This is a genomic window from Rahnella sp. 2050, from assembly GCF_040544515.1.
GTDB lineage: Bacteria > Pseudomonadota > Gammaproteobacteria > Enterobacterales > Enterobacteriaceae > Rahnella > Rahnella aceris.
The window spans coordinates 1,323,112-1,346,633 of sequence record NZ_JBEPKE010000001.1; the positions used below are offsets into that span (position 1 = coordinate 1,323,112).

A 23,522-nucleotide genomic window follows, 5' to 3' on the forward strand; every position below is an offset into this window, starting at 1 on the left:
GGCTCAGTGCTGCTGCGTAAAGAAGCCGACAATCGACTCTCTCAGGCTGGCGGCCGCCTCGCCCGGGGGCGTCAGGCTCTGATGAAGGCTGATCCCCACCTCACCCGGCGCGGGCAATTCCTGCAAAATCCGTACGGTTGATGGCATACCGAAATCCGTACGAACAGTCACCCCCAGCCCCGCCGACATCGCCGCCCAAATCCCGCTCAGGCTGCGGCTGGTGAAGGCTATCCGCCACGCAATACCGGCGTTATCCAGCGCCGTCGTTGCGGCATTCCGCATCAGGCATGGCGCTTCGAACACCAGCAGGGGCACCGGTTCGCCGGTTTCCTGATAGTGATTCAGGTCGAAACTTTCAGGGCCAATCCAGCGCAGCGGTATCCGTCCGAGCGAGCGGCTTGACGGGAAAAGTGGCGTTTCATCAGCCTGCCAGCACACCGCCAGATCAAACTCGTTATGCCGGATCCCGTCCAGCAATTGCTGATTACGGGTAATACTGGCGGAAACCTGCACCTGCGGATGTGCGCGGGTGAATGTGCCGAGAATGGCCGGTAACAGGGTTTCGCCGAAATCCTCCTGCATGCCCAGGTTCAGGCTGCCGCTCAGCGTACTGGCGAGCAGCACAGCGCTGGCCTCATCATTCAGGCTGAGGATCCGCCGCGCATAACTCAGCATCACTTCGCCGCGTCCGGTCAGGATCAGGTGCCGTCCGGATTTCTGTACCAGCTCCGTGCCCGCCTGTTGCTCCAGCTTTTTCAGCTGCGCGCTGACGGCAGATGTGGAGCGTCCCAGCCGGTCGGCGGCCAGCACAAAACTCCCCAGCTCAATGCCGGTAACAAAACTGCGCAAGGCTTCTGAATCAAAAGTGACCGGTCTTTTCGCCATGCTTAATCATCCCGTTTTTATGGACTAATGCTGCTGTTATTTTCGATATTCAGGATAATCATAACGCCTTATGCTCCTTTTCACACCGACAAAAAGGAGCCTGATATGAGCACGACCTCGTCCCAAACACAGACGCTGGATACCATGGCGCGTCTGACGCCCAAATTTGCGGAACTGACGGAACAGGTGCTGTTCGGCGATCTGTGGAAAAGAAATGAATTGTCTGCGCGTGATCGCAGCCTGATCACCGTTGCCGCACTGATTGCCCTCAATCGCGTTGAACAACTGCCTTTTCATCTGAGCCTGGCGGTAAAAAACGGGGTCTCACAGGCCGAACTTTCAGAAGTGATCACCCATCTGGCATTTTATGCCGGCTGGCCCGCAGCGGCATCCGCCCTGAGCCGCTTCGCCGCTCTCAATGACCAGTAACCCGCGCCCCGTAACCGGAGGAACAACCGATGCCTTTTAGCCGAATTTCTTTACCAGCCCACCGCGCGGATGCCTGGCAGGATGCCATTTCAGCCATATTACAGGAAGCGCTGGTTGATCACTTTTCCGTGCCCAAAGATGATTGTTTTCAGTTATTCGAACCGGTCAGCCGCCACCAGCGGGTGATCAACCCGACCTATTTAGCCGGTGAAAATGACCGGCGTTCAGACGATTTTCTGCTGTTTCACATCACCGCAGGCAAACCGCGTAACGGTTATCAGAAACAGCAACTGTTCCACCATCTGGCCGAAAAATTACACCTCACACTGGGAATTTCTCAGGCTGATGTGATGGTGGTGGTGAGTTTTACACAGCCGGAAGACTGGTCGTTCAGTCACGGTGAAATGTTCAGAATTGCGCAAGGAGCCCGGTCATGATTGCCATGCAATACAGTTTTACCCTGCCTGCGGACTACGACATGGGCATTATTGAAAAGCGCATTGCGGATAACGGATATCGGACGGACGGTTTTGCAGGGCTTATTTTCAAAACCTATCTCTATGCCCGCCGCAACTGCCTGCAAACCGGCAGCGCAGAAAATATCTACGCGCCGTTTTACCTGTGGCAGGACGTATCAGATATGAACCGTTTTATTTCAGGTGCAGGTTTTCAGGGCGTCGCCGGCGCCTTCGGCTGGCCGCAGATCCGGGTTTATCCGGTGCTGACGGCACATGTCAGCGGAAACGTCGCGGAGGCGGTATATGCGAAAAGAGAGATAACGGATATCGCACCGTTCAGTGACCTTGCGCCATTCAGTGAGCAAACGGTGAGCGACAGACTTATCGACGTCACCGCCTGGGACACGACAAACTGGAAGAAAATCCATTTTACGGCGGGGAGAAATCCGCTGGCAGGCGACGGGCAGCATTACCGCATCGGCCATATTTCATTGTCCGGTGCGGTAAAAACAGCCTGACCCGGTTAATGCGCGGCAATCCCCAATTTTTTCATTCTCGACAACAACGTCGTACGTTTTAATCCCAGACGTTGTGCCGCACCACGCGGACCGGCGACCACGCCGTTGGTCTCCTTAAGTACCTGAAGAATACGTTCGCGCTCGTCTTCCTCATTCAAATGCGGGGCGGGCGCAGTATCAGGCGCGGGCATCACCCTCTCCGGCTGAGACACCGGCAACGGATAATTCAGCTCAGGAAGTTGTAAATCCAGCACCGTTCCGCGGGTCAGCAGCACAGCGCGTTCAATAACATTTTCCAGTTCACGCACATTGCCCGGCCAGGGCATCCGGCTTAATAAACGCAAGGTCTCGGCGGGAATACTGTCGATGGTGCGTTTCATGCGCTTGGCGATTTTATAGGTCAGGAATTTCACCAGTTGCGGAATGTCTTCAGGTCGCTCACGCAACGGCGGGATGACAATCGGGAACACATTCAGCCGGTAATACAAATCACTGCGGAATTCTTTATCGGCAACCATCTGGCACAGGTCGCGGTTGGTCGCAGCGATCATCCGCACATCCACCGAAATCAGTTTATTGCCGCCGACACGCTCGAACTCCTGCTCCTGCAAAATGCGCAGCAACTTGGGTTGCAGTTCAATCGGAATTTCACCCACTTCATCGAGAAATAAGGTGCCTTTATCAGCCAGTTCAAAACGCCCCATCCGCTGAGCGGTAGCCCCGGTAAACGAGCCTTTTTCATGGCCGAATAAATCGCTTTCCATTAATCCGGCAGGCATGGCCGCGCAGTTCATTTTCACCATGCGCTGATCACGACGATCGCCGAGATTATGGATCGCACGGGCGATCAGCTCTTTACCGGTGCCGGTTTCGCCGAGGATCAGCACAGAACAGTCGCTTTTCGCCACGATCTCAACCTGTTTCAGCACCGCCGACATGCTGGAACTGCGGCCGACAATGTCGCTGAAATCCGGGTTATTGCTGTTTATCTGCTCGGTGAGATACAGGTTTTCGTGTTGCAGTTTTTCCTTCAGGCTTTTAATTTCCTGATAGGCCAGTGCGTTATCCACGGCAATCGCAATGCGTTCGGCGATCTGCTGCAACACGCGCAGATTAGCGGAATTAAAGTTATCCGGCTGGCACTGTGCCAGTTTCAACACCCCCAGCGTTTTATGACCAAAACGTAACGGCAGAATGCACAGGGTTTTGGTCTGATCCCGCCATAACAGCTGGAACAACGTGCTTTCATCGTTATCCGGTTCTTCGGCGGACCGCACGTTAGTCAGCAACATTTCGCCATTTTTCATCACCTGCTGTTCCAGGGAACCCTCCAGCGTCATGCGCGACTGTTCACGCTCCGCGACGTGCGTTTGCACATAATGTGTCGCGTAAACACTGGCCTGTTCGCTGTCTTTATCGGCATCACACAACACAATGCTGATGGCATTAATGTGAAAGAAATGGTGAATAGTCTTGGCGATTTCGCCGGTCAGTTCGTCGAGATCCAGCTTGGACAGGACGGCGTTGGTGATATCCACCAGAATGCGGAAATCGTCACGTTCATGGCGCAGCAGGGATTGCTGGAGCGAGGCGTTTTCGCGCAACTGGATTTGTTCGACCGCAATGGCCGCCAGCGTACAAAGCTCATAAAGACCGTTCTTGTCTTCCTCACTGAACGGGGTCGCGTGCTGACGGGTAAACTCACAGCCCCCCAGCAAGCCGGAAGAGGCCAGCAGAGGCACCAGACAATAATCGGTAAACGCCGGATACAGGTTCAGCGCCGCCAGTTGCGGATAGCGCAGATGCAACGCTTCGCTGCGCCAGACCTGCGTTTTAGGATTGCTCAGTAAGGCATGTAGCGGCCCGGTCGCCAGCAGCGTTTCATCTTCATAACTGACCGGCTGATGATGCGGATCGATGCCATAAAAACTGACGCGTTCGCTGTTATTGTCGAACAACACCAGCGTCACAGCCTCCGCAATACCGGCGCTCTGAACCACTTGCGTCAGGGTTTCCAGCAGCGAAGTCATGTTCTGTTGCAGCAGCAATGTGCGCGTCAGTTCCAGTAATCCTTTGTGTTTTGTGGTGCTCATTGTTGCACTCTGCATACCGTGGGCTCTGGCTTTTGATGTAAAGCGTTTTTGAAGAAACGATTAAGAAAGTTTACGCCTTCGCGGCGGCGCGCTCCCCTGACGAGATCAACAAATGCGGGGTAATGGCTCCGCATGGGGCAACATTAACTGGCGGGAAACACCCAGCGCGCCGCGCAGACACACCTGCGGACTTATCGTCACCTCGCCGATAGTCGCCGCATCAGCGCCCAGCGGATGGCTGCGTAACAGGTTCAGCACCTGCTCTTCAGCCCGGTCGGACACGACGATCACCAGTTTGCCTTCATTGGCAAAATTCAGCGGTTCCAGCCCCAGTAATTCACAGATGCCACGCACAGCCGGTTTCACCGGCAACGCGGTTTCGTCGATACATATCCCAAAACCACTGGCGGCGCTGAATTCATGCAAAATCGCATTCACCCCGCCGCGCGTGGCATCACGTAAGGCATGCACGCCAGCCAGCGGTCGCAGTGGTGCAATCATCGGCGCAAGCACCGCGCAGTCACTTTCCACGCCCAGATCCATCCCCAGCTTTTCACGCAGATTGAGGATCGCCGCACCATGATCGCCGAGCGTCCCGCTGACGATCACTTTATCGCCTGCTTTTATCGTACCGGCGGCCCAGTTAACGGCCGTTGGGATCACGCCGATCCCGGCGGTATTAATAAAGATTTTGTCGGCGGCACCTCGCTGCACGACCTTGGTATCGCCGGTCACAATGGCAATGCCCGCAGCATGTGCGGTCTGCGCCATCGCGCTGACTATTTTTTGTAAGTCATCCAGCGCTAACCCTTCTTCCAGAATAAAACCGCAGGAAAGATAGGCGGGTGTCGCCCCGCAGACCGCCAGATCGTTTGCCGTGCCGCACACCGCCAGCTTGCCGATATTGCCGCCGGGGAAAAAGATGGGATCAATCACGTAACTGTCCGTGGTAAACGCCAGCCGGTCGCCCTGTGCACTCAGGCTGGCAAGTGACAATCGTGCGCCATCTTCCCGTTCGTTAAGCCAGGGATTATCAAATGCGCTGATGAACATCTGTTCGATCATCTGTTGCATGGCGCGGCCGCCGCTGCCATGCGCCATTGTGACGACTTCTTTGCGATCACTCATCCTGACTTACCTTCTGCTGTTGATGCTTTTGCTGCGGTTTATCCGCCATTGCCGTTTCCTGATGCCGGTACTGATACCACGCCGCGCACGCACCTTCAGAAGACACCATCAGCGCACCAAATGCATTATGTGGCGTACAAGCGGTGCCAAACAGCGGGCACTCATGCGGCTTGCAGCGCCCGGTCAGCACTTCACCGCAACGGGAGCGGGGATCGTCCGCTACCGGTTGTGCCTGCGGGTTAAAGCGCCGCTCTGCATCAAATGAGGCATAGGCGGGGGCCAGGGAAATCCCTGAGGCTTCAATCACGCCCAGACCGCGCCACTCGCTGCTACCGGCAAGCGTAAACACTTCGCGCATCGCTTCCTGTGCCAGCAGGTTACCCTCTTCCGGCACCACGCGGCGATACTGGTTTTCCGTTTTACACGATGCCTCGCAAACTTGTTCCACCAGCATCAGCACGCTTTGCAGCATATCGAGTGGCTCAAAGCCGCTGATCACCAGTGGCTTGCCGAATTCTTCATTGATGAAATGATAAGGTGCGGTGCCCGTCACCATGCTGACGTGACCGGGAGCCAGAAAAGCATCAATCCGCACATCATCCTGCGAGAGCAGGCTGCGTAAGGTCGGCATCAGGCTGATGTGCTGACAGAACACGCTGAAATTGGGCAGACGTTCGCGCCGTGCCTGTTGCAGCGTGACAGCGGTAACCGGCAGCGTGGTTTCAAAACCGAGGGCGAAAAACACCACCTGACGTGCCGGATTTGCACGAGCCAGTTTCAGCGTATCCAGCGGGGAATAAACCACACGCACATCGGCACCCCGTTCGCGCGCCTGCAACAGCGAGCCTTGCTTGCCGGGCACGCGCAGCGCGTCGCCAAAGGTGCAGAAAATCACGTCGGGATGTGCGGCAATTTCACAGCAGGCATCGATACGCCCCATCGGTAACACGCACACCGGACACCCCGGCCCGTGGATAAATTCCAGTTGCGGGGGCAGCAGTTTATCCAGCCCGAATTTGAAAATGGCATGGGTATGGCCGCCGCACACTTCCATAATCTGCATGGGTTTTTCAGCGGTGTAAGGCAGTAATGCCGCCCGCTGATGCAGCCGTTCAATCAGCGTTTTCGCCAGTTTCGGATCACGGAATTCATCAACAAAACGCATTATCGGGCCTCTCCCGCACCGAGAAACAGGGCGACATCGGCTTCTACTTCTTCCATCGCGTGCAGCGCAGCCAGCGTTTCTTGTGCTTCCTGTTCATCAAGTTTGCTCAATGCAAAACCGACGTGGATTAACACCCAGCCGCCGATCAGCGTTTGTGGCTGGCCGTCGCACACCAGCGCAATATTCACTTCGCGGCGCAGACCGCAGACTTCTGCCCAGGCGTGATCAGGCTGCTGGTCATGCAGCGCGACGATTTGTCCCGGAATGCCTATGCACATCGTTGCTGCTCCAGCCAGGCCAGCCACTGCTCCATACCTTCGCCGGTAGTGGCAGAAAGCCGGATCACTTCAATCTGCGGATTGACCTGGCGCGCATTGGCAATACAGGCTTCGACGTCAAAACTGACATACGGCAACAGGTCGATTTTATTGAGGACCATCAGGCGCGATGCGGCAAACATATGCGGATATTTCAGCGGCTTGTCCTCACCTTCCGTGACGGACAGCACCGCCACTTTGTGCAATTCACCGAGATCAAAACTGGCCGGACACACCAGATTGCCGACATTTTCGATAAACAACAGGCTGTTATTGTTTGGCGACAGCTGATGCAACGCATCATGAACCATTTGCGCATCCAGATGGCAGCCTTTACCGGTATTCACCTGGATCGCCGGGACGCCGGTGGCACGGATACGATCGGCATCGTGAGTGGTTTGCTGATCGCCTTCTATCACCGCGCAGTCGAAATACGGTGCCAGCCGGGTCAGGGTGCTGGTCAGCAGGGTCGTTTTACCGGAGCCAGGGCTGGACACCAGATTCAGTGCCAGAATGCCCGCCGCCGCAAAATGCTCGCGGTTATGGGCAGCGATATGGTTATTCTTCGCCAGCACGTCCATTTCGATGTCCACCAGGCGTCGCGGTGCAAACGGCAGACCGTGGCGATGATCATGTGAATCATCGTGATCATGGGAATGGTGATGAGTGTGTTCAGGGCTGACGCCTTCGATACGAAGTTCGCCGCTGGCACAACCGCAGGTACTGCACATAGCTTTCTCCCCGGGCACATCGGGTGCCCGTTATTCGATTTCGATTCGTTTAATTTTCATGCCGTCATCGGCCACCACCCGCACATCACGTCCGCCACAGTGCGGACACAGCAGCACGCCGGGGCTGAGTAAAGTGATGTCCTGCTGGCACGTGTAGCACCAGCTTTCTGCCGCCGGTGTGTGGAGATGCAATTCACAACCTTCAGCGAGCGTTTCGCGGCACGCCAGTTCGAAGCAAAATTGCACCGCTTCAGGTTCGACGCAGGAAAACGCGCCAATTTCCATCCATACCGCCGTAATTCTCCGGGCATTATTTTGCCGTCCAAACTGTTGCATTATTTCCACGGCGTTCTGGCACAACGTAATCTCGTGCATTATTTCCCTCTCCGTCAGGAGATTAATAAACAGCGCATGGGAAGGTAAGTAGCAATATTGATGCCACAATTTTTCGACACGGAGACACGGAGAAGAAAACCGGATAGCGAAATAATCCCGGCGCAGTCCGTCATATATGTCGAAATACCGTGTCATCGACATGTCATTATGTTTTTCATGCGACCGGGCACACAGGTTTTAAATATCTTAACCTTTTAATAATAAAGCAGTTATTAAACAAAACCGGAAACTGGCACGTTTTATGCCAGCAGGGATGTATGCGCCGTATTTTCGTCGTCACTTTCTGCATAAAGACGGACCGGAAAGGCACCTACGCACACCTCAATAACGGGTAATGACAATGAGCACTCTCAGCGAACTGACCAGTAAAGCGGATTATATAGCCAGCAAAAACAGCCATCTGAAATCACAATGGCGCCTGTATCAGAACAGCCTGACACAGGCCATAACCCATTCAAATAAAAAGATAAACCATGAATTCAGTTGCGGCGAAGATCAGGATATCCGCTTCACCCTGTTTAACCATTTTTCCGTCAGTATTCATCTCAGCGACGACTTCTACAGTCAGGATATCGTTTACAGCCTGAACATGGCGCACAGCGGTGAAGAACCCGACTTCAGAGCGTTTGCACACGCCACGCTGAGTGAAGAAGGCCGGGTTGATGGCACCGTGGATATTAAAGATAAGAACGCCGTGCTGGAACATTATCTCAATAAAATATCGGCTATTTATCAGTGTATTTTTGACTCACTGAAAACTAATCAGCCCATTCATTCGCAACTCGATAAATTACTCGACCACGCCTGAGTTACATTCAGAAATACATTATCGCACCGGCATAACAGGAATGTTTTTCATTGCCGTTTTTTTACTGGGATCTATTCCGACATAAATGTCGAAATGTCAATTTAAGTGCCGATTTCGTCACCTTTGACGAAATACCAAGGAGACTTCATGAGCTTTAAAAATGCCATGAATCAATATGTGATAGCTGATCCGAAACTTTGTATTGGCTGCAATACCTGTATGGCCAGTTGTTCGCAGGAACACCAGCGTCACGGTTTACAATCTGCCCCCCGTTTGCAGGTGATGCGAAACCGTCTGGATTCCGCGCCGGTGATGTGTCACCAGTGTGAAGATGCCCCCTGCGCGCAGGTGTGTCCGGTTAATGCTATCACCCGTGAAAACGACGCGATTCATCTCAATGAAAGCCTCTGCGTCAGTTGCAAACTGTGCGGGCTTGCCTGCCCGTTCGGTGCCATCACCTTTTCCGGCAGCACGCCGCTGGACATGCCCGTCGACTGTAACACCTCAAAAGCGCTGCCCGCGCCGCGCCCGCCACGTGCGATCAGCCCTTTCCTGGATTGTGTGCCGGGGGTTCGCGCGGTGGCAGTGAAATGCGATTTATGCAGCTTCAGCCCTGAGGGTCCGGCGTGCATCAAGACCTGTCCCACACAGGCCATCCGGCTTATCACGGCCAGTCTGTCTGAAAATGCCAGCCAGCAAAAACGCCTGAATGCGATGAATGTATTCCCGGCCGGGCTGACATCCTTTAGTGCGCCTGACACGGAGGCCAAACAATGACGGCACTATTAACGTTGGATCCGGCATCACTGTTGACGCTGGCGCTGCTGGTCTGGGTTTTCAGCGGCATTATCTGCGGGTTACTGGCAGGAGCCGCGAAATTAAGCAGCCTGATTTCAGGCGCTGGCAGCATGGTGGCATCCGTGGCGGTTATTATCGCTGCGATTCAGATGGTTAACAGTGGCGCACCGGTGACCCTTACACTGCCGGTTCTGCCTTACCACGCCAGCTTCAGCCCGCTGAATGCATTGTTGTTACTGGCGATGTCGGTAACAGCCTTGTTCAGCAGCCTGTATGCCTGCGCATGGCTGGCGAATGCCCGTCCGCGCCAGCGCGCCCGTTCCGGGTTGTTATGCAATCTGCTGCTGGCGGCGCTGACTGCCGCGGCGATTTCCGCCAATGCGGCTGAACTGATCCTGATGATGGAAATGGCCGCGCTGTGTGCGTATTTCATGATCGTACAAGCCGACGATGTGAAAAGCCGCCGTGCCGGTCTGAATCAGTTTTTATCCGGCCGCCTCGGCACGCTGTGTCTGATCCTGGCGTTTGCGCTGCTGCATCACGCCAGCAGCAGTCTGGATTTTGAGGTTCTTCGCCACACCACGTTTACGCCAGGCATTAAATCGCTGGCTTTCCTGCTGGCACTGGCCGGTTTCGGACTCTACGCCGGGATTATCCCGCTGCACGCCTGGGTGCCGCAGTCGCATTCCAGCGCCCCCGCCCACGCCGCTGCCCTGTTCTCTTCGGCACTGATGAAAATCGGCATTATTGGCATCGTAAAAGTCGGTCTGGACTTGCTCGGCGCACCGCCACTCTGGTGGGGCCTGATGGTATTGCTTCTGGCAATCCTGACCGCATTTATCGGCGGCCTGTACGCGCTGATGGAGCACGATATCCGCCGTCTGCTGGCCTATCACACGCTGGAAAACGTCGGGATTATTTTGCTCGGCATCGGCAGCGCCATGGTGGGCGTGGCGCTGAATCTGCCGCTGCTGGCTTCGCTCGCCCTGCTGGCCGGATTGTTTCACCTGTTTAATCACGGGTTGTTTAAAACCGCGCTGTTCCTCGGTGCCGGTGAAATCGAAATGCAGACCGGCATTAAGGACATGGAAAAACTCGGCGGGATCGCCCGTCTGATGCCGTGGACCGCCGTGTCGATGCTGATTGCCCTGATGTCGATGGCTGCCCTGCCGCCGCTGAACGGCTTTGCCAGCGAATGGCTGCTGTATCAGTCGCTGTTCCAGCTGAGTGCGGGTCACGTGTTTATCGCACGTCTGCTCGGGCCGCTGCTGGCGGTCGGTCTGGCCCTGACCGGTGCGCTGGCGCTGATGTGTATTGCCAAAGTTTTCGGCGTCACTTTCTTAGGCACACCACGCAGTCCGGCGGCGGCAGACGCCACGCCTGCCCCGCGACTGATGACACTCAGCAGCGTATTGCTGGCGCTGTTGTGTGTGGTTTTCGGTGTCGCCTCGCCGTGGTTGATTCCGCACTTCTCCGCCGTTGCCGCCTCAGTGCTGAACGTGCCTGTTTTACAGGCCGCCGGACATGGCGCGGCGTTTTCCGCCACGTCTGCGGTATCCGCGCCGATGGTCGCCATTCTGCTGCTGGGCATGCCGCTGCTGCCGTGGATTGCCGCCACGGTATTGCGCGGTTCCCGTCTGCCAAACCGTTCACGCGGCGATGCCTGGGCCTGTGGCTACGGCCATTCCGCTGACATGGTGGTGACAGCGACGGGTTTTGCCCAACCGCTGCGCGTGATGTTTGCCCCGCTTTATCGCCTGCGTCAGCACATGACACCGGCTCCGCTGGTGGCCGCGCTGCACCGTGGCTGGCTGGGTGCCTTCTGCCGTCGTCTGGCTTTCATCGAACTGGCCGTGTTGCTGGTCGTGGCTTTTGCCTGAGGAACTGACTATGAACACTTCATTCTTACTCGCGGGTTCGTTGTGGCCGCTGGCGCTGATTCAGGCGATTGCGTTGCTGGCGCTCGCGCCGCTGTTTGCCGGATTCAGTCGCGTAATGCGCGCACGGATGCACAACCGTCAGGGACCGGGCGTGTTACAGGAATACCGTGATATCACCAAACTGCTGACCCGCCAGAGTGTCGCACCCGCCGCGGCCGGTGCGGCGTTTCGCAGCATGCCGTACCTGCTGACCGGCGGCTTACTGGTGATCGCCACCGCCCTGCCAGTGGTGACGCTGGCGTCGCCAATGGGCGCGGCGGGCGATCTGATCACGGTCATCTATCTGTTTGCCATAGTGCGTTTTGTGTTTGCCATCGCCGGGCTGGATACCGGCAGCACCTTCACCGGCATCGGCGCCAGCCGTGAAGCGGTGCTTGGTGTGCTGGTCGAGCCCATTCTGCTGCTCGGGCTGTGGATTGCGGCGCTGGTCGCCGGTTCCACCTCGCTTGGCGCCATTGCCGCCCGTGTTCTGCACTGGCCGCTGTCGTCTTCCTTAACCCTCGTTCTGGCCGGTCTGGCCTGTGCATTCGCGACCTATATCGAAATGGGCAAGCTGCCGTTCGACATGGCGGAAGCCGAGCAGGAATTACAGGAAGGCCCGCTGACCGAATACTCCGGCGCGGCGCTGGGCGTGCTGAAAATCGGCATCAGCCTGAAACAACTGGTGGTGTTGCAGCTATTCCTTGGTCTGTTTTTCCCGTTCGGACTGGCGGAGCAACTCACGCCGCTGACGTTGCTGACCGCCATGGTGCTGTGTCTGGTGAAACTGCTGATCGCGGTATTTGTGGTGGCGCTCATCGAGAACAGCGTCGCCCGTCTGCGCTTTCTTAAAACTTCCCGCACCACCTGGGCGGGTTTCGGGCTGGCGTTTCTGGCGCTGGTTTCCTGGCTGGTCGCAGGCTGACCTGACATTTTTCTTGTCCCGCTGCGGCGGGAAGAGGCTTTGTAATGAGTGAGTTCAATACCGCATTAAATCAAAACCCGGTCGGTAAAGAGTATCTGGCCGCGCTGGCGAAGCAGTTTCCGTCGGCGATCTTAGGCAGTGAATGGCAGACCGACACGCAGGCGACCGTCACCATCAGGCTGAACTGGCTGCCGGAAGTGGTCGAATGGCTGTATTACCAGCAGGGTGGCTGGCTCTCCGTATTGTTCGGAAACGACGAACGGACGCTGTGCGGCAATTACGCGCTGTATTACGTGCTGTCGATGGAAAAAGGCGTGAAGTGCTGGATCACCGTGCGCGCCGAAGTGGATCCTGTGTCGCTGGAATTCCCTTCCGTGACACCGCGCGTACCGGCAGCGGTCTGGGGCGAACGTGAAGTGCGTGATATGTACGGGTTGCGCCCGGTCGGGTTGCCGGACGAACGCCGTCTGGTGCTGCCGGATGACTGGCCGGACGATTTATACCCGCTGCGCAAAGACGCGATGGATTACCGTCAGCGCCCGGCACCTACCACGGACGAAGAAACCTATCCGTTTATTTCCGAAGCCAAAGAAGGCAGCAAAATTGTGCCGATTGGTCCGCTGCACGTCACTTCTGACGAACCGGGACACTTTCGTCTGTTCGTTGACGGTGAAGACATTATCGATGCCGATTACCGGCTGTTTTACGTGCACCGTGGCATGGAGAAACTGGCCGAAACCCGCATGGGTTACAACGAAGTCACCTTCCTCTCAGACCGCGTTTGCGGCATCTGCGGGTTCACGCACAGCGTGGCGTACACCTCTTCGGTCGAAAACGCGATGGGTATCGTGGTGCCGGAACGCGCCCAGATGATCCGTTCTATTCTGCTGGAAGTCGAACGTCTGCACAGCCATCTGCTGAACCTCGGGCTTGCCTGTCATTTTGTCGGTTTTGATTCCGGTTTCATGCAGTTTTTCCGCGTCCGTGAACAGTCGATGAAGATGGCAGAAATCCTGACCGGCGCGCGTAAAACCTACGGCATGAACCTGATCGGCGGCATCCGCCGTGACATCCTCAAAGACGACATGATCGCCACGATTGCGCTGGCGGGCAGCATGCGCCGGGATCTTAACGAGCTGGTGGATATCCTGCTCAGTACGCCGAATACCCGGCAGCGCAGCGTCGGCGTCGGTATTCTGGATCCGCAGGTGGCGCGCGATTTCAGTAATGTCGGCCCGATGGTGCGCGGCAGCGGTCACCGCCGCGATATGCGCCAGGATCACCCTTATGCCGGTTACGCCAAACTGCCATTTGAACTGTGCAGCGAAACCGGTAACGACGTTTATTCCCGCCTGAAAGTGCGCATCCACGAAGTGTTTAACGCCCTGAATATGATCGAGTTCGGCCTGCAAAGCCTGCCCGGCGGCCCGCTGGCGGTGGAAGGCTTTAATTATATTCCTCACCGTTTCGCCCTCGGTTTTGCTGAAGCACCACGCGGTGACGACATTCACTGGAGCATGACCGGCGACAACCAAAAGCTGTTCCGCTGGCGTTGCCGTGCGGCGACTTACGCCAACTGGCCGACGCTGCGTTACATGTTGCGCGGTAATACGGTCTCCGATGCGCCGCTGATTATCGGCAGTCTCGATCCTTGTTATTCCTGCACCGACCGCATGACGGTTGTCGATGTGCGTAAGAAAACGTCCATCGTCGTGCCTTACAAAGAGATCGAACGCTACGGCATCGAACGCAAAAATTCGCCGCTTTGAGGAGCTGCTCCCATCATGCTGAAACTGATTAAAAAAGTGCTTAAAACCGGCACCGCAACCGTGGCTTATCCGTTTAAGCCGCTGGATCTGGCAGCGAATTTTCGCGGCAAACCGCAATACACCGCACAGCAGTGTATTGCCTGCGGCGCGTGTGCCAACGCCTGCCCGTCTAACGCGCTGACCATGACCACGGCAGAAGACGGCGAAACCCTCCGCTGGCAGCTGTTCTTAGGCCGCTGCATTTTCTGCGCCCGCTGCGAGGAAGTCTGCCCGACGGCGGCCATCAGACTGTCGCAGGAATTTGAACTGGCAGTCTGGCGTAAAGAAGACCTGTTTGAGACCGCGGATTTCCCTATCTGTCACTGCCGTGCCTGCGGCAAACCTTACGCGGTACAAAAGGAAATCGACTTCGCACTCAGCCTGTTGCAGGAAAGCGCCGCCCTGAGCGACCGGCAAGTTGCTGACCGCCGGGAGCAGTATGAAACCTGCCCCGAATGCAAAAAACTGCACAGCCTTTCTTCCTCCGACCGTATTGATATTGGCCGGCACATGACCACGGAGGCTCATTCATGAGTCATAACCTGATTGCTCCGCGTGACGAAAATGGCCTGCCGGTACCCGTCACGCTGGATGAAAGCATTGCCAAACTGAAATCCACACTGCTTCACAGCATCCGCCGCTCAGCTTACGTTTACCGCGTGGACTGCGGCGGCTGTAACGGCTGTGAAATTGAGATTTTCGCGGCCATTTCCCCGCTGTTCGACGCCGAACGCTTTGGGATTAAAGTGGTCCCGTCGCCGCGTCACGCAGACATTTTGCTGTTCACCGGTGCCGTGACCCGCGCCATGCGTATTCCGGCGCTGCGCGCCTGGGATTCTGCGCCGGATCCGAAAATCTGCATTTCCTACGGCGCCTGCGGCAACAGCGGCGGCATCTTCCACGATCTGTATTGCGTGTGGGGCGGCACCGACAAAATCGTGCCGGTGGATGTGTATATTCCGGGTTGCCCGCCGACACCGGCCGCCACCATTTATGGTTTTGCGATGGCGCTGGGTTTGCTGGATCAGAAGATCAAAGGCCAGCAACACGATGAGGCGGCCACCGAACCGGCTCTGCTGCTGCACCCGGATTTACCGCAGCCGCTGCGCGTGTTGCTGGACCGCGAAGCGCGCCGGATGGCCGGTTACCGTTATGGCCGTCAGATTGCCGACACCTTTATGGATATCGTGGCCGCGCCCGGCTTACAACCCGTGGAACAGCGCGTTTCTGCATATCTTGAAGAACAAGGCGATCTGCGTCTCAACGAAATTGTCGGCAACCTGCAGCACATTTATCAGCAGGTTCTGCGTGGCGAGGTACACCTGTGATGACCTCCGTCAACGACCAGCGCTACGCGCGACATCAACCCTACGCCGGTCATCAGCCGGACAAGAACAAAGTGATTTTCTATTCGCTGAGCAGCAAGTTTGTCGATGAGAAAAGCGCCCTGAAACGCAGTTCGCAAAAAGTGCAGGAAGTGGTGTATTACAGCCTGGCGATCGGCCATCACCTCGGGGTGATCGACTGCCTGAAATCCCGTCTCGAATGCCCTCTCGACGGGTATATGCACTGGATTGACTGCCTGCCCGAAAACAGCGAAGCATATCGAAAACTGGCCGGTGTGCAGCGTTTCGGAGAGATCATTATCGACAGCAGCCACACCCACCTGCTGGCGCTGGCGCTGAGCGCTGCCCGCCCGTACATGAGTGATACGCAACAGGGCTGGAGCGATGCGCTGATCACCCTGCTTGCCCAGATTGAAAACGACCCCGCCATGTACCTGATGGTCAGGAGATACGATGCCTGATTTATCCTCCCGCTACGCATTGCTGTGCGTGGGCAACAGCATGATGGGCGACGACGGTGCCGGCCCGCGGCTGGCCGAACTGTGCGCTGAAAAACCGCTGTCCGGCTGGACTGTGGTTGACGGCGGTGCGGCACCAGAGAACGACATCGGTTATTTACGCGAACTGCGGCCTGCGCATCTGGTGATTGTCGATGCCACCGACATGGGGCTGGCGCCCGGTGAAATGCGCATTATCGATGAAGATGACATCGCTGAGATGTTCATGATGACCACCCACAATCTGCCGCTGACGTTTCTTATTCAGCAATTGCGTGAAGACATCCCGCAGATCACCTTTGTCGGCATTCAGACGGACGTGGTGGCTTTTTACTTCCCGATGAGTGCCGCCGTTGAACAGGCCGTGAACCGCCTGTATCAGCTATTGCCTGCGCTGGATCAGGGGCTGGGAATCGCCCCTTTCCGGCCCGAAAGCCTCTGACAGCGGCTGTCGACATAACTGTCGATGCGGTGACGAAACAGACATGACATCAGCCCGACATTTCGTCATCGTTACGTCATTTTTATATAACCAACTGAAATACATAGATAAAAACAAGCATCCGAAACTGGCACGTTTTATGTATAGAAGTAGATGAAAACTTTTAACCCCCTGTATTAAAAGCACACTGAAATCCCCTAAGGCATTGGCATGGCAGGAAGGCGGCAAGCGAAGGAGTCCCGATGAGCTGACATGAGTCAGTGATTCGGGCGAGTGAACGCAGCCAACGCACCTGCGATGTCAAGGACGACGGGGATTTGGAGAGAAAAATGAACCGGTTTATCATCGCCGACCCTAAAAAATGCATCGGCTGTCGTACCTGTGAAATTGCCTGCGTGATGGCTCACAGTGAATCGCAGGATATTTCGCTGCTCAACGCCGCGACATTCGCACCGCGTCTGCACGTTATTAAAGGTGTCAATCTCAGTACACCGGTGATGTGTCGCCAGTGTGAAGATGCGCCCTGTGCCAACGTCTGTCCGAACGGCGCCATTCTTCGCACCGGAGATCATGTACAGGTGATGCAGGAACGCTGCATCGGCTGTAAGACCTGCGTTGTCGCCTGCCCGTACGGCGCCATGGAAGTCGTCACCAAACCCGTTTTCCGCCAGAACGGCGCGGCGATGGTCACCACCTCGGATAAAGCCGAGGCGCACAAATGCGACCTGTGCCACACCCGCGCTGAAGGCCCGGCCTGTATGGAAATCTGCCCGACCAAGGCACTTTTCGCTATCGACCGTAACCACTTACAGGAAATGAACGCAGAAAAACGCCGCCGCGCTGCGCTCGACAGCACCTCCCCGTTGCTGTTTTAACCCCGGATTAAGGAAGCAAGACCATGAAAAAAGTCACCACTGTCTGCCCGTATTGCGGCGCCGGATGTAAATTAAATCTGGTTGTAGATAACGGAAAAATCATCCGTGCGGAAGCCGCGAACGGCGTCACCAATCAGGGCGAACTGTGCCTGAAAGGCTATTACGGCTGGGATTTTCTCAATGACACCAAACTGCTGACCCCGCGCCTGACCCAGCCGCTCATCCGCCGCCAGAAAGGCGGAAAATTCGAAGCCGTCAGCTGGGATGAAGCCATCCGTTACACCGCACAGCGCCTGAAAGACATTAAACAAAAACACGGCCCGCGTTCCATTATGACCACCGGTTCTTCCCGCGGGACCGGCAATGAAACCAACTATGTGATGCAGAAATTTGCCCGTGCAGTGATCGGCACCAATAACGTCGACTGCTGCGCCCGCGTGTGTCACGGCCCGTCGGTGGCCGGTTTGCAGGCCACGCTCGGTAACGGCGCGATGAGTAATTCCATCGGCGATATCGAAAACTCAAAATGTCTGCTGGTGTTCGGCTATAACTGCGCGGATTCCCATCCCATCGTCGCGCGCCGTGTGATCAAAGCGAAAGAAAAAGGCGCGCAGATCATCGTCTGCGACCCCCGCCGCATCGAAACCGCACGTATTGCCGATCAGCATCTGCAAATCAAAAACGGCTGCAACATGGCGCTGGTAAATGCCTTTGCCCACGTGTTGATCGAAGAAGATCTGTATGACCATGACTATGTCGCGAAATACACCGAAGGCTTTGAGGAATACCGCAAAAATGTGGCGGATTACTCACCGGAAGCCGTGGCAGAACAGACCGGTGTTTCTGCGCAGCAAATCCGTCAGGCGATGCGCACTTACGCCGCTGCACCTTCAGCCACCATCATGTGGGGCATGGGCGTCACCCAGTTTGGTCAGGCGGTTGACGTGGTAAAAGGTCTGGCAGGGCTGGCTTTGCTGACCGGTAATCTTGGCCGCGCCAACGTCGGCGTCGGACCGGTACGCGGTCAGAATAATGTGCAGGGTGCCTGTGATATGGGCGTGCTGCCGAATGAATTCCCGGGCTATCAGTCCGTCACTGATCCGAAAGTTCGCGCGAAATTCGCCGATGCCTGGGGCATTGACGTGAATCAGATGGACACCGAAGTCGGTCACCGTATCACGGAAATCCCGCATCTGGCCCTTGAAGGCAAAGTTAAAGCCTATTACATCATGGGTGAAGATCCGTTGCAGACCGAAGCCGATTTAGGTCTGGTGCGCAAAGGCTTTGAAGCACTGGAATTCGTGGTGGTTCAGGACATCTTCATGACCAAAACCGCCGAGCAGGCCGACGTGATTTTACCGGCCACTTCCTGGGGCGAACACGGCGGTGTCTTCTCCTGCGCAGACCGTGGCTTCCAGCGCTTCGAGAAAGCCATCGAACCAAAATATAACGTCAAGCGCGACTGGGACATTATCAGCCTGCTGGCGACCGAAATGGGTTATCCGATGCATTACAACGATAACCAGGAAATCTGGGACGAAATGCGCAGCCTGTGTCCGCTGTTTTACGGCGCCACCTACGAAAAAATGGGCGAACTGGGACACGTGCAGTGGCCTTGTACCACGCTTGAAAGCCCGGGGACGCCATATCTGTATGCCGACAATCACTTCGATACCCCGACCGGTAAAGGCCAGTTGTTTGCCGCACCGTGGCGCGCACCGGCTGAAGTGCCGGACGGCGATTATCCGCTGGTGTTGTGTACCGTGCGTGAAGTCGGTCACTACTCCTGCCGTTCAATGACCGGTAACTGTGCGGCATTGCAAACGCTGGCTGATGAACCGGGCTTCGTGCAGATGCACCCGGTGGACGCCCAGGCGCTGGGTATCCGTGATCAGCAACTGGTCTGGGTGGCATCACGCCGTGGCAAAGTCATTTCCCGCGCCAACTACAACGAACGTATCAACCCGGGTGCGGTGTACATGACGTATCAGTGGTGGATCGGTGCCTGTAATGAACTGACCCAGGACAATCTCGACCCGATTTCCAAAACGCCGGAAACCAAATACTGCGCGGTGAAAGTCGAGCAGATCGCCGATCAGCGCTGGGCAGAGAACTACGCTCATCAGACTTACAGCGACATGAAAGCGCGCCTGCGCAGCGCCGTGGAAGATGTGATCCCGGTGGTTGAGGTTTAGTTTTTAAGCTCCTCCCCCTTCGCAGGGGGAGGAGCAAAACCCCCCTGAGATTTAAGAGGTATTTATGTCTGATTCCGGTCTGCTCATTCGCGTCTGCGGCAAAGTCCAGGGCGTCGGTTTCCGACCTTTTATCTGGCAACTGGCCGACCGTCTGCAGCTCCGGGGGGAAGTGTGTAATGACAGCGCGGGTGTGGAAATCAGGCTGCTTCAGCCGGTCAATCTCGAACTTTTTATTGAACAATTACAGCGCGACTGCCCGCCGCTGGCGCGCATCGACAGCATCAGCTTCAATCCTTTCGACTGGCAGACGCTTCCGCAAAATTTCACTATCGCTGACAGCCGTCACAGCCGGATGGATACGCAGGTGGTGCCCGACGCGGCGACCTGCCCGGAATGCCTGAAAGACATCACCCGCCCGGGTGATCGTCGTTTCGGCTACGCCTTCACCAACTGCACACATTGCGGCCCGCGTTTTACACTGATCCGCGCCATGCCTTATGACCGCCCTTCCACCAGCATGGCGGAATTTACATTGTGTCCGCACTGTCAGCAGGAATATCAGAACCCCGCCGACCGGCGGTTTCACGCGCAGCCGGTCGCCTGCCCGCAGTGCGGGCCGCAGGTCAGCGCGACGTTGCAAAATGGCGACATGCTGGCGCAAGGAGATGCGGCGCTGGAATACGCGGTTGCGGCATTACGCGCGGGTAAAATCGTCGCTATTAAAGGGCTGGGAGGCTTTCATCTGGCCTGCGATGCCACGCAGCAAAACGCGGTGATGCGGCTGCGCGAACGTAAACAGCGTCCGTCAAAACCGCTGGCGGTGATGCTGCCGGACATCGGCTGGCTGGCAGAATGCAGCGATGAAAGCCCGCCATTTGCGCTGCGCGAAATGCTGGAGTCACCGGCCGCGCCCATCGTACTGGCAACGAAAAGCGCGATGTCGCCGCTGTGCGCGGCAATCGCGCCGGAACTGGACGAAGTCGGACTGATGCTGCCGTTTACCCCGCTGCATCATTTGCTGATGCAGGCAGCGGATACCCCGCTGGTGATGACCTCCGGAAATGCGAACGGTTGTGCCCCCGTGCTGACTAATGCGGCTGCGCTGTTGCAACTCGATGGCATTGCAGACATGTGGCTGTTGCATAACCGCGATATCGTCCAGCGCGCCGATGATTCGCTGCTGCGTGTGACGCCGCACGGTACTGAAATGCTGCGCCGCGCACGCGGCTATGTGCCCGATGCTTTTACGTTGCCTGACGGATTCGATGCCCAGCCGTCGCTGCTGGCACTGGGCGGTGACCTCAAAAATACCTTCTGTCTGGTGCGCGGTGATCAGGCGATTCTCAGCGCACATTTCGGGTCACTCACCCGCAGCGATATTGCCGGACAGCAGCAGCAGGCGATTGAACATTTTCAGCACCTTTATGACTGTATGCCGCTGGCGGTGGCCCGTGATGCACATCCGGCGTATATCAGTCATGTGCAGGCGGAAAGTCACGGTGTACGCATGATTGATGTTCTTCATCATCACGCTCATATCACCGCGTGTCTGGCGGAACATCACTGGCCGCTGGATGGCAGCAAGGTCATCGGGCTGGCGCTTGACGGGCTGGGTTATGGTATTGCTGACGATAAAACCGGTGCCCTGTGGGGCGGTGAGTGTTTACAGGTGGATTATCTGCACTGTGAACATTTAGGCGGATTGCCTGCCGTTGCGCTGCCGGGTGGCGACCGGGCCGCGCGGGAACCGTGGCGGAATTTGCTGGCGCAGTGGCAGGCGTTTGTGCCGGACTGGCAGACACGCCCGGAGGCAAAGGTGTTGCAGGCATTTCCGTGGTTACCGCTCTCCAGAGCCATCACCGCCGGGATTAATGCCCCGCTGGCGTCTTCCTGCGGGCGCTTGTTTGATGCCGTCGCCGCCGCACTCGGCTGTACGCCTGCGCAACTGAGCTGGGAAGGCGAAGCGGCATGCCGTCTGGAAGCGCTGGCACAACGTGCACAGGGTATTTCGCATCCGGTCACGATGCCACTGCGGCATACGCCGTCGGGCACTTTTCTGGATTTAGCGACGTTCTGGCAGCAATGGCTCGGCTGGAATGCCACGCCTGCCGCACGGGCTTTCGCTTTTCACGACGCGCTGGCGCAAGGCTTTGCCGCCCTCGCCTGCTACCACGCGGTGAGAACCGGCACCCGCACGGTCGCACTGGGTGGCGGCGTGCTGCACAACCGCCTGCTGCGCCAGCTTTTACATCATTATTTAGCCCCCCTTCGCGTGCTGATGCCGCAAAACGTGCCCGCCGGAGACGGCGGACTGGCTTTGGGTCAGGCCGTTGTCGCCTGCGCCCGTCTGCAATTTTCTTCTGGTTTTAACAACAAGGACTCCCATGATTAACCGTGATTTTTTTCACACGCACCGTCGTGCTTTCTGGCTGCTGATCGGGCTGCTGGCAATCAATTTACTGGCCTGGGGCTGGGCACTGGTGGTGTTTCGCCACAATGCGGCGCTGGTGGCGGCGGCCTTGCTGGCTTACGGTTACGGGCTGCGTCATGCCGTCGATGCCGATCATATTGCAGCTATCGATAACGTTACCCGCAAGCTGATGCAACAGGGTCAGCGTCCGGTGGCCGTCGGGGCATTTTTCTCCCTCGGACATTCCAGCATTGTGGTACTGGCCTGCGTGGCGATCGCCGCGACGTCACTGATGTTTGGCAACAAAATTGGCTGGTTGCACGATTATGGCAGCACCATCGGCACGATGGTTTCAGCACTGTTTTTACTGATGATGGCCCTGCTGAATGCGCTGATCCTGCGCGATGTTTACCGCCGTTTTCAGAAGATCAAACAGGGCAAAAGCTTTCCGGACGCCGGAGAAACCCACGCGATGCAGGGGGGTGTGATGAGCCGGTTATTCAGCTTTGCATTTAATCTGGTGAATAAAAGCTGGCAGATGTATCTGGTGGGATTTTTGTTCGGGCTGGGTTTTGATACCGCCACGGAAATTGGCCTGTTGGGTATTTCCGCTGCGGGGGCCTCTTCCGGCATGTCCGTATGGAGCATTCTGGTATTTCCGGCGTTGTTCGCCAGCGGCATGGCACTGGTCGATTCGCTGGATAACTTTGTCATGGTCGGCGCTTACGGCTGGGCGTTCGATAAACCGGTGCGAAAGCTCTATTACAACATGACGATTACAGCCACCAGCGTGATGATCGCTCTGTTTATCGGCGGCCTGGAAGCACTCGGACTGATGGCCGATAAACTGGATTTACACGGCGGAATATGGGCGGTTGTCGAACGCCTGAATGAGAATATGGGCAGCGTCGGCTATGCGGCTGTGGCGATTTTCGTCGTGTTCTGGGGCATCTCTGTCCTTAATTATCGCCGCAAAGGCTATGACAATCTGGCGGTGTGATCCGCCCGGTATCAGGCGTCATTCGGCAAGGTAAGCTGCTTTTCCAGACGCAGTTTGTCGCCGTCTGTAATGGTTATCATAATTTGTGTTTTCCCGCCGGGCTGGACGGCAAAACGCATCTGTCCCAGAGGCTGTGGCTGATTGGCGGAAAGATTCACATTGTGGCTCTGGCGGCTGGTGCTGGTGCCTGCGGTGCTTTCCTGCAACACAGAAACCGCCACCTGACAGGAACAGGCTTTGGTGAGACTGACCATCGGGGTAATAACATAATTCTGCGCCTCGTTGTGCGTATCAAACCAAAGCTGGTTGGACATCACGGCGGCGATCAGCAGTAAGTGCATAGCGTTTATCCTCAGGGTTCCGTCGAAAAAAAACAGGG

General features: G+C 56.6%; 24 protein-coding genes. 16 read left to right on the forward strand and 8 right to left on the reverse strand.

Translation table 11 applies throughout. The annotated features are described in order from the left end of the window. Positions 1-3: 3 nt before the first annotated feature. The gene (locus ABIC79_RS05800; protein ID WP_166859981.1) at positions 4-885 is read right to left on the reverse strand and encodes a LysR substrate-binding domain-containing protein; all 882 of its coding nucleotides are present in this window, start codon (positions 883-885) and stop codon (positions 4-6) included. 105 nt (positions 886-990) lie between these two features. On the opposite strand from ABIC79_RS05800, the gene ABIC79_RS05805 reads away from it, so the two are divergent. The 3 genes from ABIC79_RS05805 to ABIC79_RS05815 are packed head-to-tail and all read left to right on the forward strand — an operon-like array spanning position 991 to position 2,290. Continuing rightward, positions 991-1,314, forward strand: coding sequence for a carboxymuconolactone decarboxylase family protein (locus tag ABIC79_RS05805; RefSeq protein WP_013574496.1), 324 nt, complete (start codon positions 991-993; stop codon positions 1,312-1,314). Between the two features lie 29 nt (positions 1,315-1,343). Beyond that, a complete protein-coding gene (locus ABIC79_RS05810) occupies positions 1,344-1,751 on the forward strand; it encodes a tautomerase family protein (RefSeq protein ID WP_013574495.1) in 408 nt (135 codons plus the stop codon). Next, entirely contained in the window at positions 1,748-2,290 is a 543-nt protein-coding gene (locus ABIC79_RS05815) for a DUF4865 family protein (RefSeq protein ID WP_223509728.1), read from the forward strand. Before ABIC79_RS05810 ends, ABIC79_RS05815 begins: the two co-directional genes overlap by 4 nt. Before the next feature lie 5 nt (positions 2,291-2,295). On the opposite strand, the gene flhA is transcribed toward ABIC79_RS05815, so the two are convergent. From flhA to hypA, 6 genes are all read right to left on the reverse strand, one after another. After that, positions 2,296-4,383 (reverse strand): formate hydrogenlyase transcriptional activator FlhA, encoded by a 2,088-nt coding sequence (flhA, locus tag ABIC79_RS05820; RefSeq protein ID WP_379671728.1) that lies wholly within the window; start codon positions 4,381-4,383, stop codon positions 2,296-2,298. Positions 4,384-4,488: 105 nt separating this feature from the next. Next, entirely contained in the window at positions 4,489-5,511 is a 1,023-nt protein-coding gene (gene hypE / locus ABIC79_RS05825) for a hydrogenase expression/formation protein HypE (RefSeq protein ID WP_013574492.1), read from the reverse strand. Next, positions 5,504-6,676 (reverse strand): hydrogenase formation protein HypD, encoded by a 1,173-nt coding sequence (gene hypD / locus ABIC79_RS05830; protein ID WP_013574491.1) that lies wholly within the window; start codon positions 6,674-6,676, stop codon positions 5,504-5,506. The genes hypE and hypD overlap by 8 nt, the downstream gene beginning before the upstream one ends. Continuing rightward, on the reverse strand, positions 6,676-6,954 hold the full coding sequence (gene hypC, locus ABIC79_RS05835; protein WP_013574490.1) for a HypC/HybG/HupF family hydrogenase formation chaperone: 279 nt from the start codon (positions 6,952-6,954) through the stop codon (positions 6,676-6,678). The genes hypD and hypC overlap by 1 nt, the downstream gene beginning before the upstream one ends. Further along, positions 6,945-7,724 (reverse strand): hydrogenase nickel incorporation protein HypB, encoded by a 780-nt coding sequence (hypB, locus tag ABIC79_RS05840; RefSeq protein ID WP_112151238.1) that lies wholly within the window; start codon positions 7,722-7,724, stop codon positions 6,945-6,947. Before hypB ends, hypC begins: the two co-directional genes overlap by 10 nt. Before the next feature lie 30 nt (positions 7,725-7,754). Further along, positions 7,755-8,099, reverse strand: a complete 345-nt coding sequence (gene hypA, locus ABIC79_RS05845) for a hydrogenase maturation nickel metallochaperone HypA (protein ID WP_013574488.1) — start codon at positions 8,097-8,099, stop codon at positions 7,755-7,757. Between the two features lie 361 nt (positions 8,100-8,460). Here hypA and hycA point away from each other — a divergent pair, with 361 nt between their 5' ends. The 13 genes from hycA to ABIC79_RS05910 all read left to right on the forward strand — a co-directional run bounded on the left by hycA (position 8,461) and on the right by ABIC79_RS05910 (position 23,143). Then, positions 8,461-8,928, forward strand: a complete 468-nt coding sequence (gene hycA / locus ABIC79_RS05850; RefSeq protein ID WP_013574487.1) for a formate hydrogenlyase regulator HycA — start codon at positions 8,461-8,463, stop codon at positions 8,926-8,928. A gap of 147 nt (positions 8,929-9,075) precedes the next feature. After that, a complete protein-coding gene (locus tag ABIC79_RS05855; protein ID WP_015689513.1) occupies positions 9,076-9,705 on the forward strand; it encodes a 4Fe-4S dicluster domain-containing protein in 630 nt (209 codons plus the stop codon). Then, the gene (locus tag ABIC79_RS05860) at positions 9,702-11,606 is read left to right on the forward strand and encodes a proton-conducting transporter transmembrane domain-containing protein (protein ID WP_354566624.1); all 1,905 of its coding nucleotides are present in this window, start codon (positions 9,702-9,704) and stop codon (positions 11,604-11,606) included. Before ABIC79_RS05855 ends, ABIC79_RS05860 begins: the two co-directional genes overlap by 4 nt. Positions 11,607-11,616: 10 nt before the next feature. Next, a complete protein-coding gene (locus ABIC79_RS05865) occupies positions 11,617-12,570 on the forward strand; it encodes a respiratory chain complex I subunit 1 family protein (RefSeq protein WP_119261367.1) in 954 nt (317 codons plus the stop codon). Positions 12,571-12,614: 44 nt separating this feature from the next. After that, entirely contained in the window at positions 12,615-14,339 is a 1,725-nt protein-coding gene (locus tag ABIC79_RS05870; protein WP_013574483.1) for a hydrogenase large subunit, read from the forward strand. A 15-nt stretch (positions 14,340-14,354) separates the two neighbouring features. Then, complete coding sequence (locus ABIC79_RS05875; RefSeq protein WP_013574482.1) at positions 14,355-14,912, forward strand: formate hydrogenlyase complex iron-sulfur subunit; 558 nt, start codon at positions 14,355-14,357, stop codon at positions 14,910-14,912. Further along, on the forward strand, positions 14,909-15,706 hold the full coding sequence (locus ABIC79_RS05880) for an NADH-quinone oxidoreductase subunit B family protein (RefSeq protein ID WP_013574481.1): 798 nt from the start codon (positions 14,909-14,911) through the stop codon (positions 15,704-15,706). Before ABIC79_RS05875 ends, ABIC79_RS05880 begins: the two co-directional genes overlap by 4 nt. Further along, complete coding sequence (gene hycH / locus ABIC79_RS05885; protein ID WP_013574480.1) at positions 15,706-16,185, forward strand: formate hydrogenlyase maturation protein HycH; 480 nt, start codon at positions 15,706-15,708, stop codon at positions 16,183-16,185. The genes ABIC79_RS05880 and hycH overlap by 1 nt, the downstream gene beginning before the upstream one ends. Beyond that, positions 16,178-16,663 (forward strand): hydrogenase maturation peptidase HycI, encoded by a 486-nt coding sequence (gene hycI / locus ABIC79_RS05890; protein WP_354566625.1) that lies wholly within the window; start codon positions 16,178-16,180, stop codon positions 16,661-16,663. The genes hycH and hycI overlap by 8 nt, the downstream gene beginning before the upstream one ends. Positions 16,664-16,992: 329 nt before the next feature. Continuing rightward, positions 16,993-17,538, forward strand: a complete 546-nt coding sequence (gene hydN / locus ABIC79_RS05895) for an electron transport protein HydN (RefSeq protein WP_013574478.1) — start codon at positions 16,993-16,995, stop codon at positions 17,536-17,538. 23 nt (positions 17,539-17,561) lie between these two features. Further along, entirely contained in the window at positions 17,562-19,733 is a 2,172-nt protein-coding gene (fdhF, locus tag ABIC79_RS05900; protein WP_015689505.1) for a formate dehydrogenase subunit alpha, read from the forward strand. Between the two features lie 64 nt (positions 19,734-19,797). Next, positions 19,798-22,125 (forward strand): carbamoyltransferase HypF, encoded by a 2,328-nt coding sequence (gene hypF / locus ABIC79_RS05905; protein ID WP_354566626.1) that lies wholly within the window; start codon positions 19,798-19,800, stop codon positions 22,123-22,125. Beyond that, a complete protein-coding gene (locus tag ABIC79_RS05910; protein WP_112151246.1) occupies positions 22,118-23,143 on the forward strand; it encodes a HoxN/HupN/NixA family nickel/cobalt transporter in 1,026 nt (341 codons plus the stop codon). Before hypF ends, ABIC79_RS05910 begins: the two co-directional genes overlap by 8 nt. A gap of 11 nt (positions 23,144-23,154) precedes the next feature. On the opposite strand, the gene csgC is transcribed toward ABIC79_RS05910, so the two are convergent. Beyond that, entirely contained in the window at positions 23,155-23,484 is a 330-nt protein-coding gene (gene csgC, locus ABIC79_RS05915) for a curli assembly chaperone CsgC (protein WP_013574474.1), read from the reverse strand. Positions 23,485-23,522: the final 38 nt, after the last annotated feature.

Coding starts and splice junctions, on each gene's coding strand:
- hypD (WP_013574491.1), bottom strand. CDS start 6,676: ATGCGTTTTGTTGATGAATTCCGTGATCCGAAACTGGCGAAAACGCTG.
- ABIC79_RS05910 (WP_112151246.1), top strand. CDS start 22,118: ATGATTAACCGTGATTTTTTTCACACGCACCGTCGTGCTTTCTGGCTG.
- hycI (WP_354566625.1), top strand. CDS start 16,178: ATGCCTGATTTATCCTCCCGCTACGCATTGCTGTGCGTGGGCAACAGC.
- hydN (WP_013574478.1), top strand. CDS start 16,993: ATGAACCGGTTTATCATCGCCGACCCTAAAAAATGCATCGGCTGTCGT.
- ABIC79_RS05805 (WP_013574496.1), top strand. CDS start 991: ATGAGCACGACCTCGTCCCAAACACAGACGCTGGATACCATGGCGCGT.
- ABIC79_RS05870 (WP_013574483.1), top strand. CDS start 12,615: ATGAGTGAGTTCAATACCGCATTAAATCAAAACCCGGTCGGTAAAGAG.
- hypF (WP_354566626.1), top strand. CDS start 19,798: ATGTCTGATTCCGGTCTGCTCATTCGCGTCTGCGGCAAAGTCCAGGGC.
- hypE (WP_013574492.1), bottom strand. CDS start 5,511: ATGAGTGATCGCAAAGAAGTCGTCACAATGGCGCATGGCAGCGGCGGC.
- ABIC79_RS05810 (WP_013574495.1), top strand. CDS start 1,344: ATGCCTTTTAGCCGAATTTCTTTACCAGCCCACCGCGCGGATGCCTGG.
- ABIC79_RS05875 (WP_013574482.1), top strand. CDS start 14,355: ATGCTGAAACTGATTAAAAAAGTGCTTAAAACCGGCACCGCAACCGTG.
- hycH (WP_013574480.1), top strand. CDS start 15,706: ATGACCTCCGTCAACGACCAGCGCTACGCGCGACATCAACCCTACGCC.
- csgC (WP_013574474.1), bottom strand. CDS start 23,484: ATGCACTTACTGCTGATCGCCGCCGTGATGTCCAACCAGCTTTGGTTT.
- hycA (WP_013574487.1), top strand. CDS start 8,461: ATGAGCACTCTCAGCGAACTGACCAGTAAAGCGGATTATATAGCCAGC.
- flhA (WP_379671728.1), bottom strand. CDS start 4,383: ATGAGCACCACAAAACACAAAGGATTACTGGAACTGACGCGCACATTG.
- hypC (WP_013574490.1), bottom strand. CDS start 6,954: ATGTGCATAGGCATTCCGGGACAAATCGTCGCGCTGCATGACCAGCAG.
- ABIC79_RS05880 (WP_013574481.1), top strand. CDS start 14,909: ATGAGTCATAACCTGATTGCTCCGCGTGACGAAAATGGCCTGCCGGTA.
- fdhF (WP_015689505.1), top strand. CDS start 17,562: ATGAAAAAAGTCACCACTGTCTGCCCGTATTGCGGCGCCGGATGTAAA.
- ABIC79_RS05800 (WP_166859981.1), bottom strand. CDS start 885: ATGGCGAAAAGACCGGTCACTTTTGATTCAGAAGCCTTGCGCAGTTTT.
- ABIC79_RS05815 (WP_223509728.1), top strand. CDS start 1,748: ATGATTGCCATGCAATACAGTTTTACCCTGCCTGCGGACTACGACATG.
- ABIC79_RS05855 (WP_015689513.1), top strand. CDS start 9,076: ATGAGCTTTAAAAATGCCATGAATCAATATGTGATAGCTGATCCGAAA.
- ABIC79_RS05865 (WP_119261367.1), top strand. CDS start 11,617: ATGAACACTTCATTCTTACTCGCGGGTTCGTTGTGGCCGCTGGCGCTG.
- hypB (WP_112151238.1), bottom strand. CDS start 7,724: ATGTGCAGTACCTGCGGTTGTGCCAGCGGCGAACTTCGTATCGAAGGC.
- ABIC79_RS05860 (WP_354566624.1), top strand. CDS start 9,702: ATGACGGCACTATTAACGTTGGATCCGGCATCACTGTTGACGCTGGCG.
- hypA (WP_013574488.1), bottom strand. CDS start 8,099: ATGCACGAGATTACGTTGTGCCAGAACGCCGTGGAAATAATGCAACAG.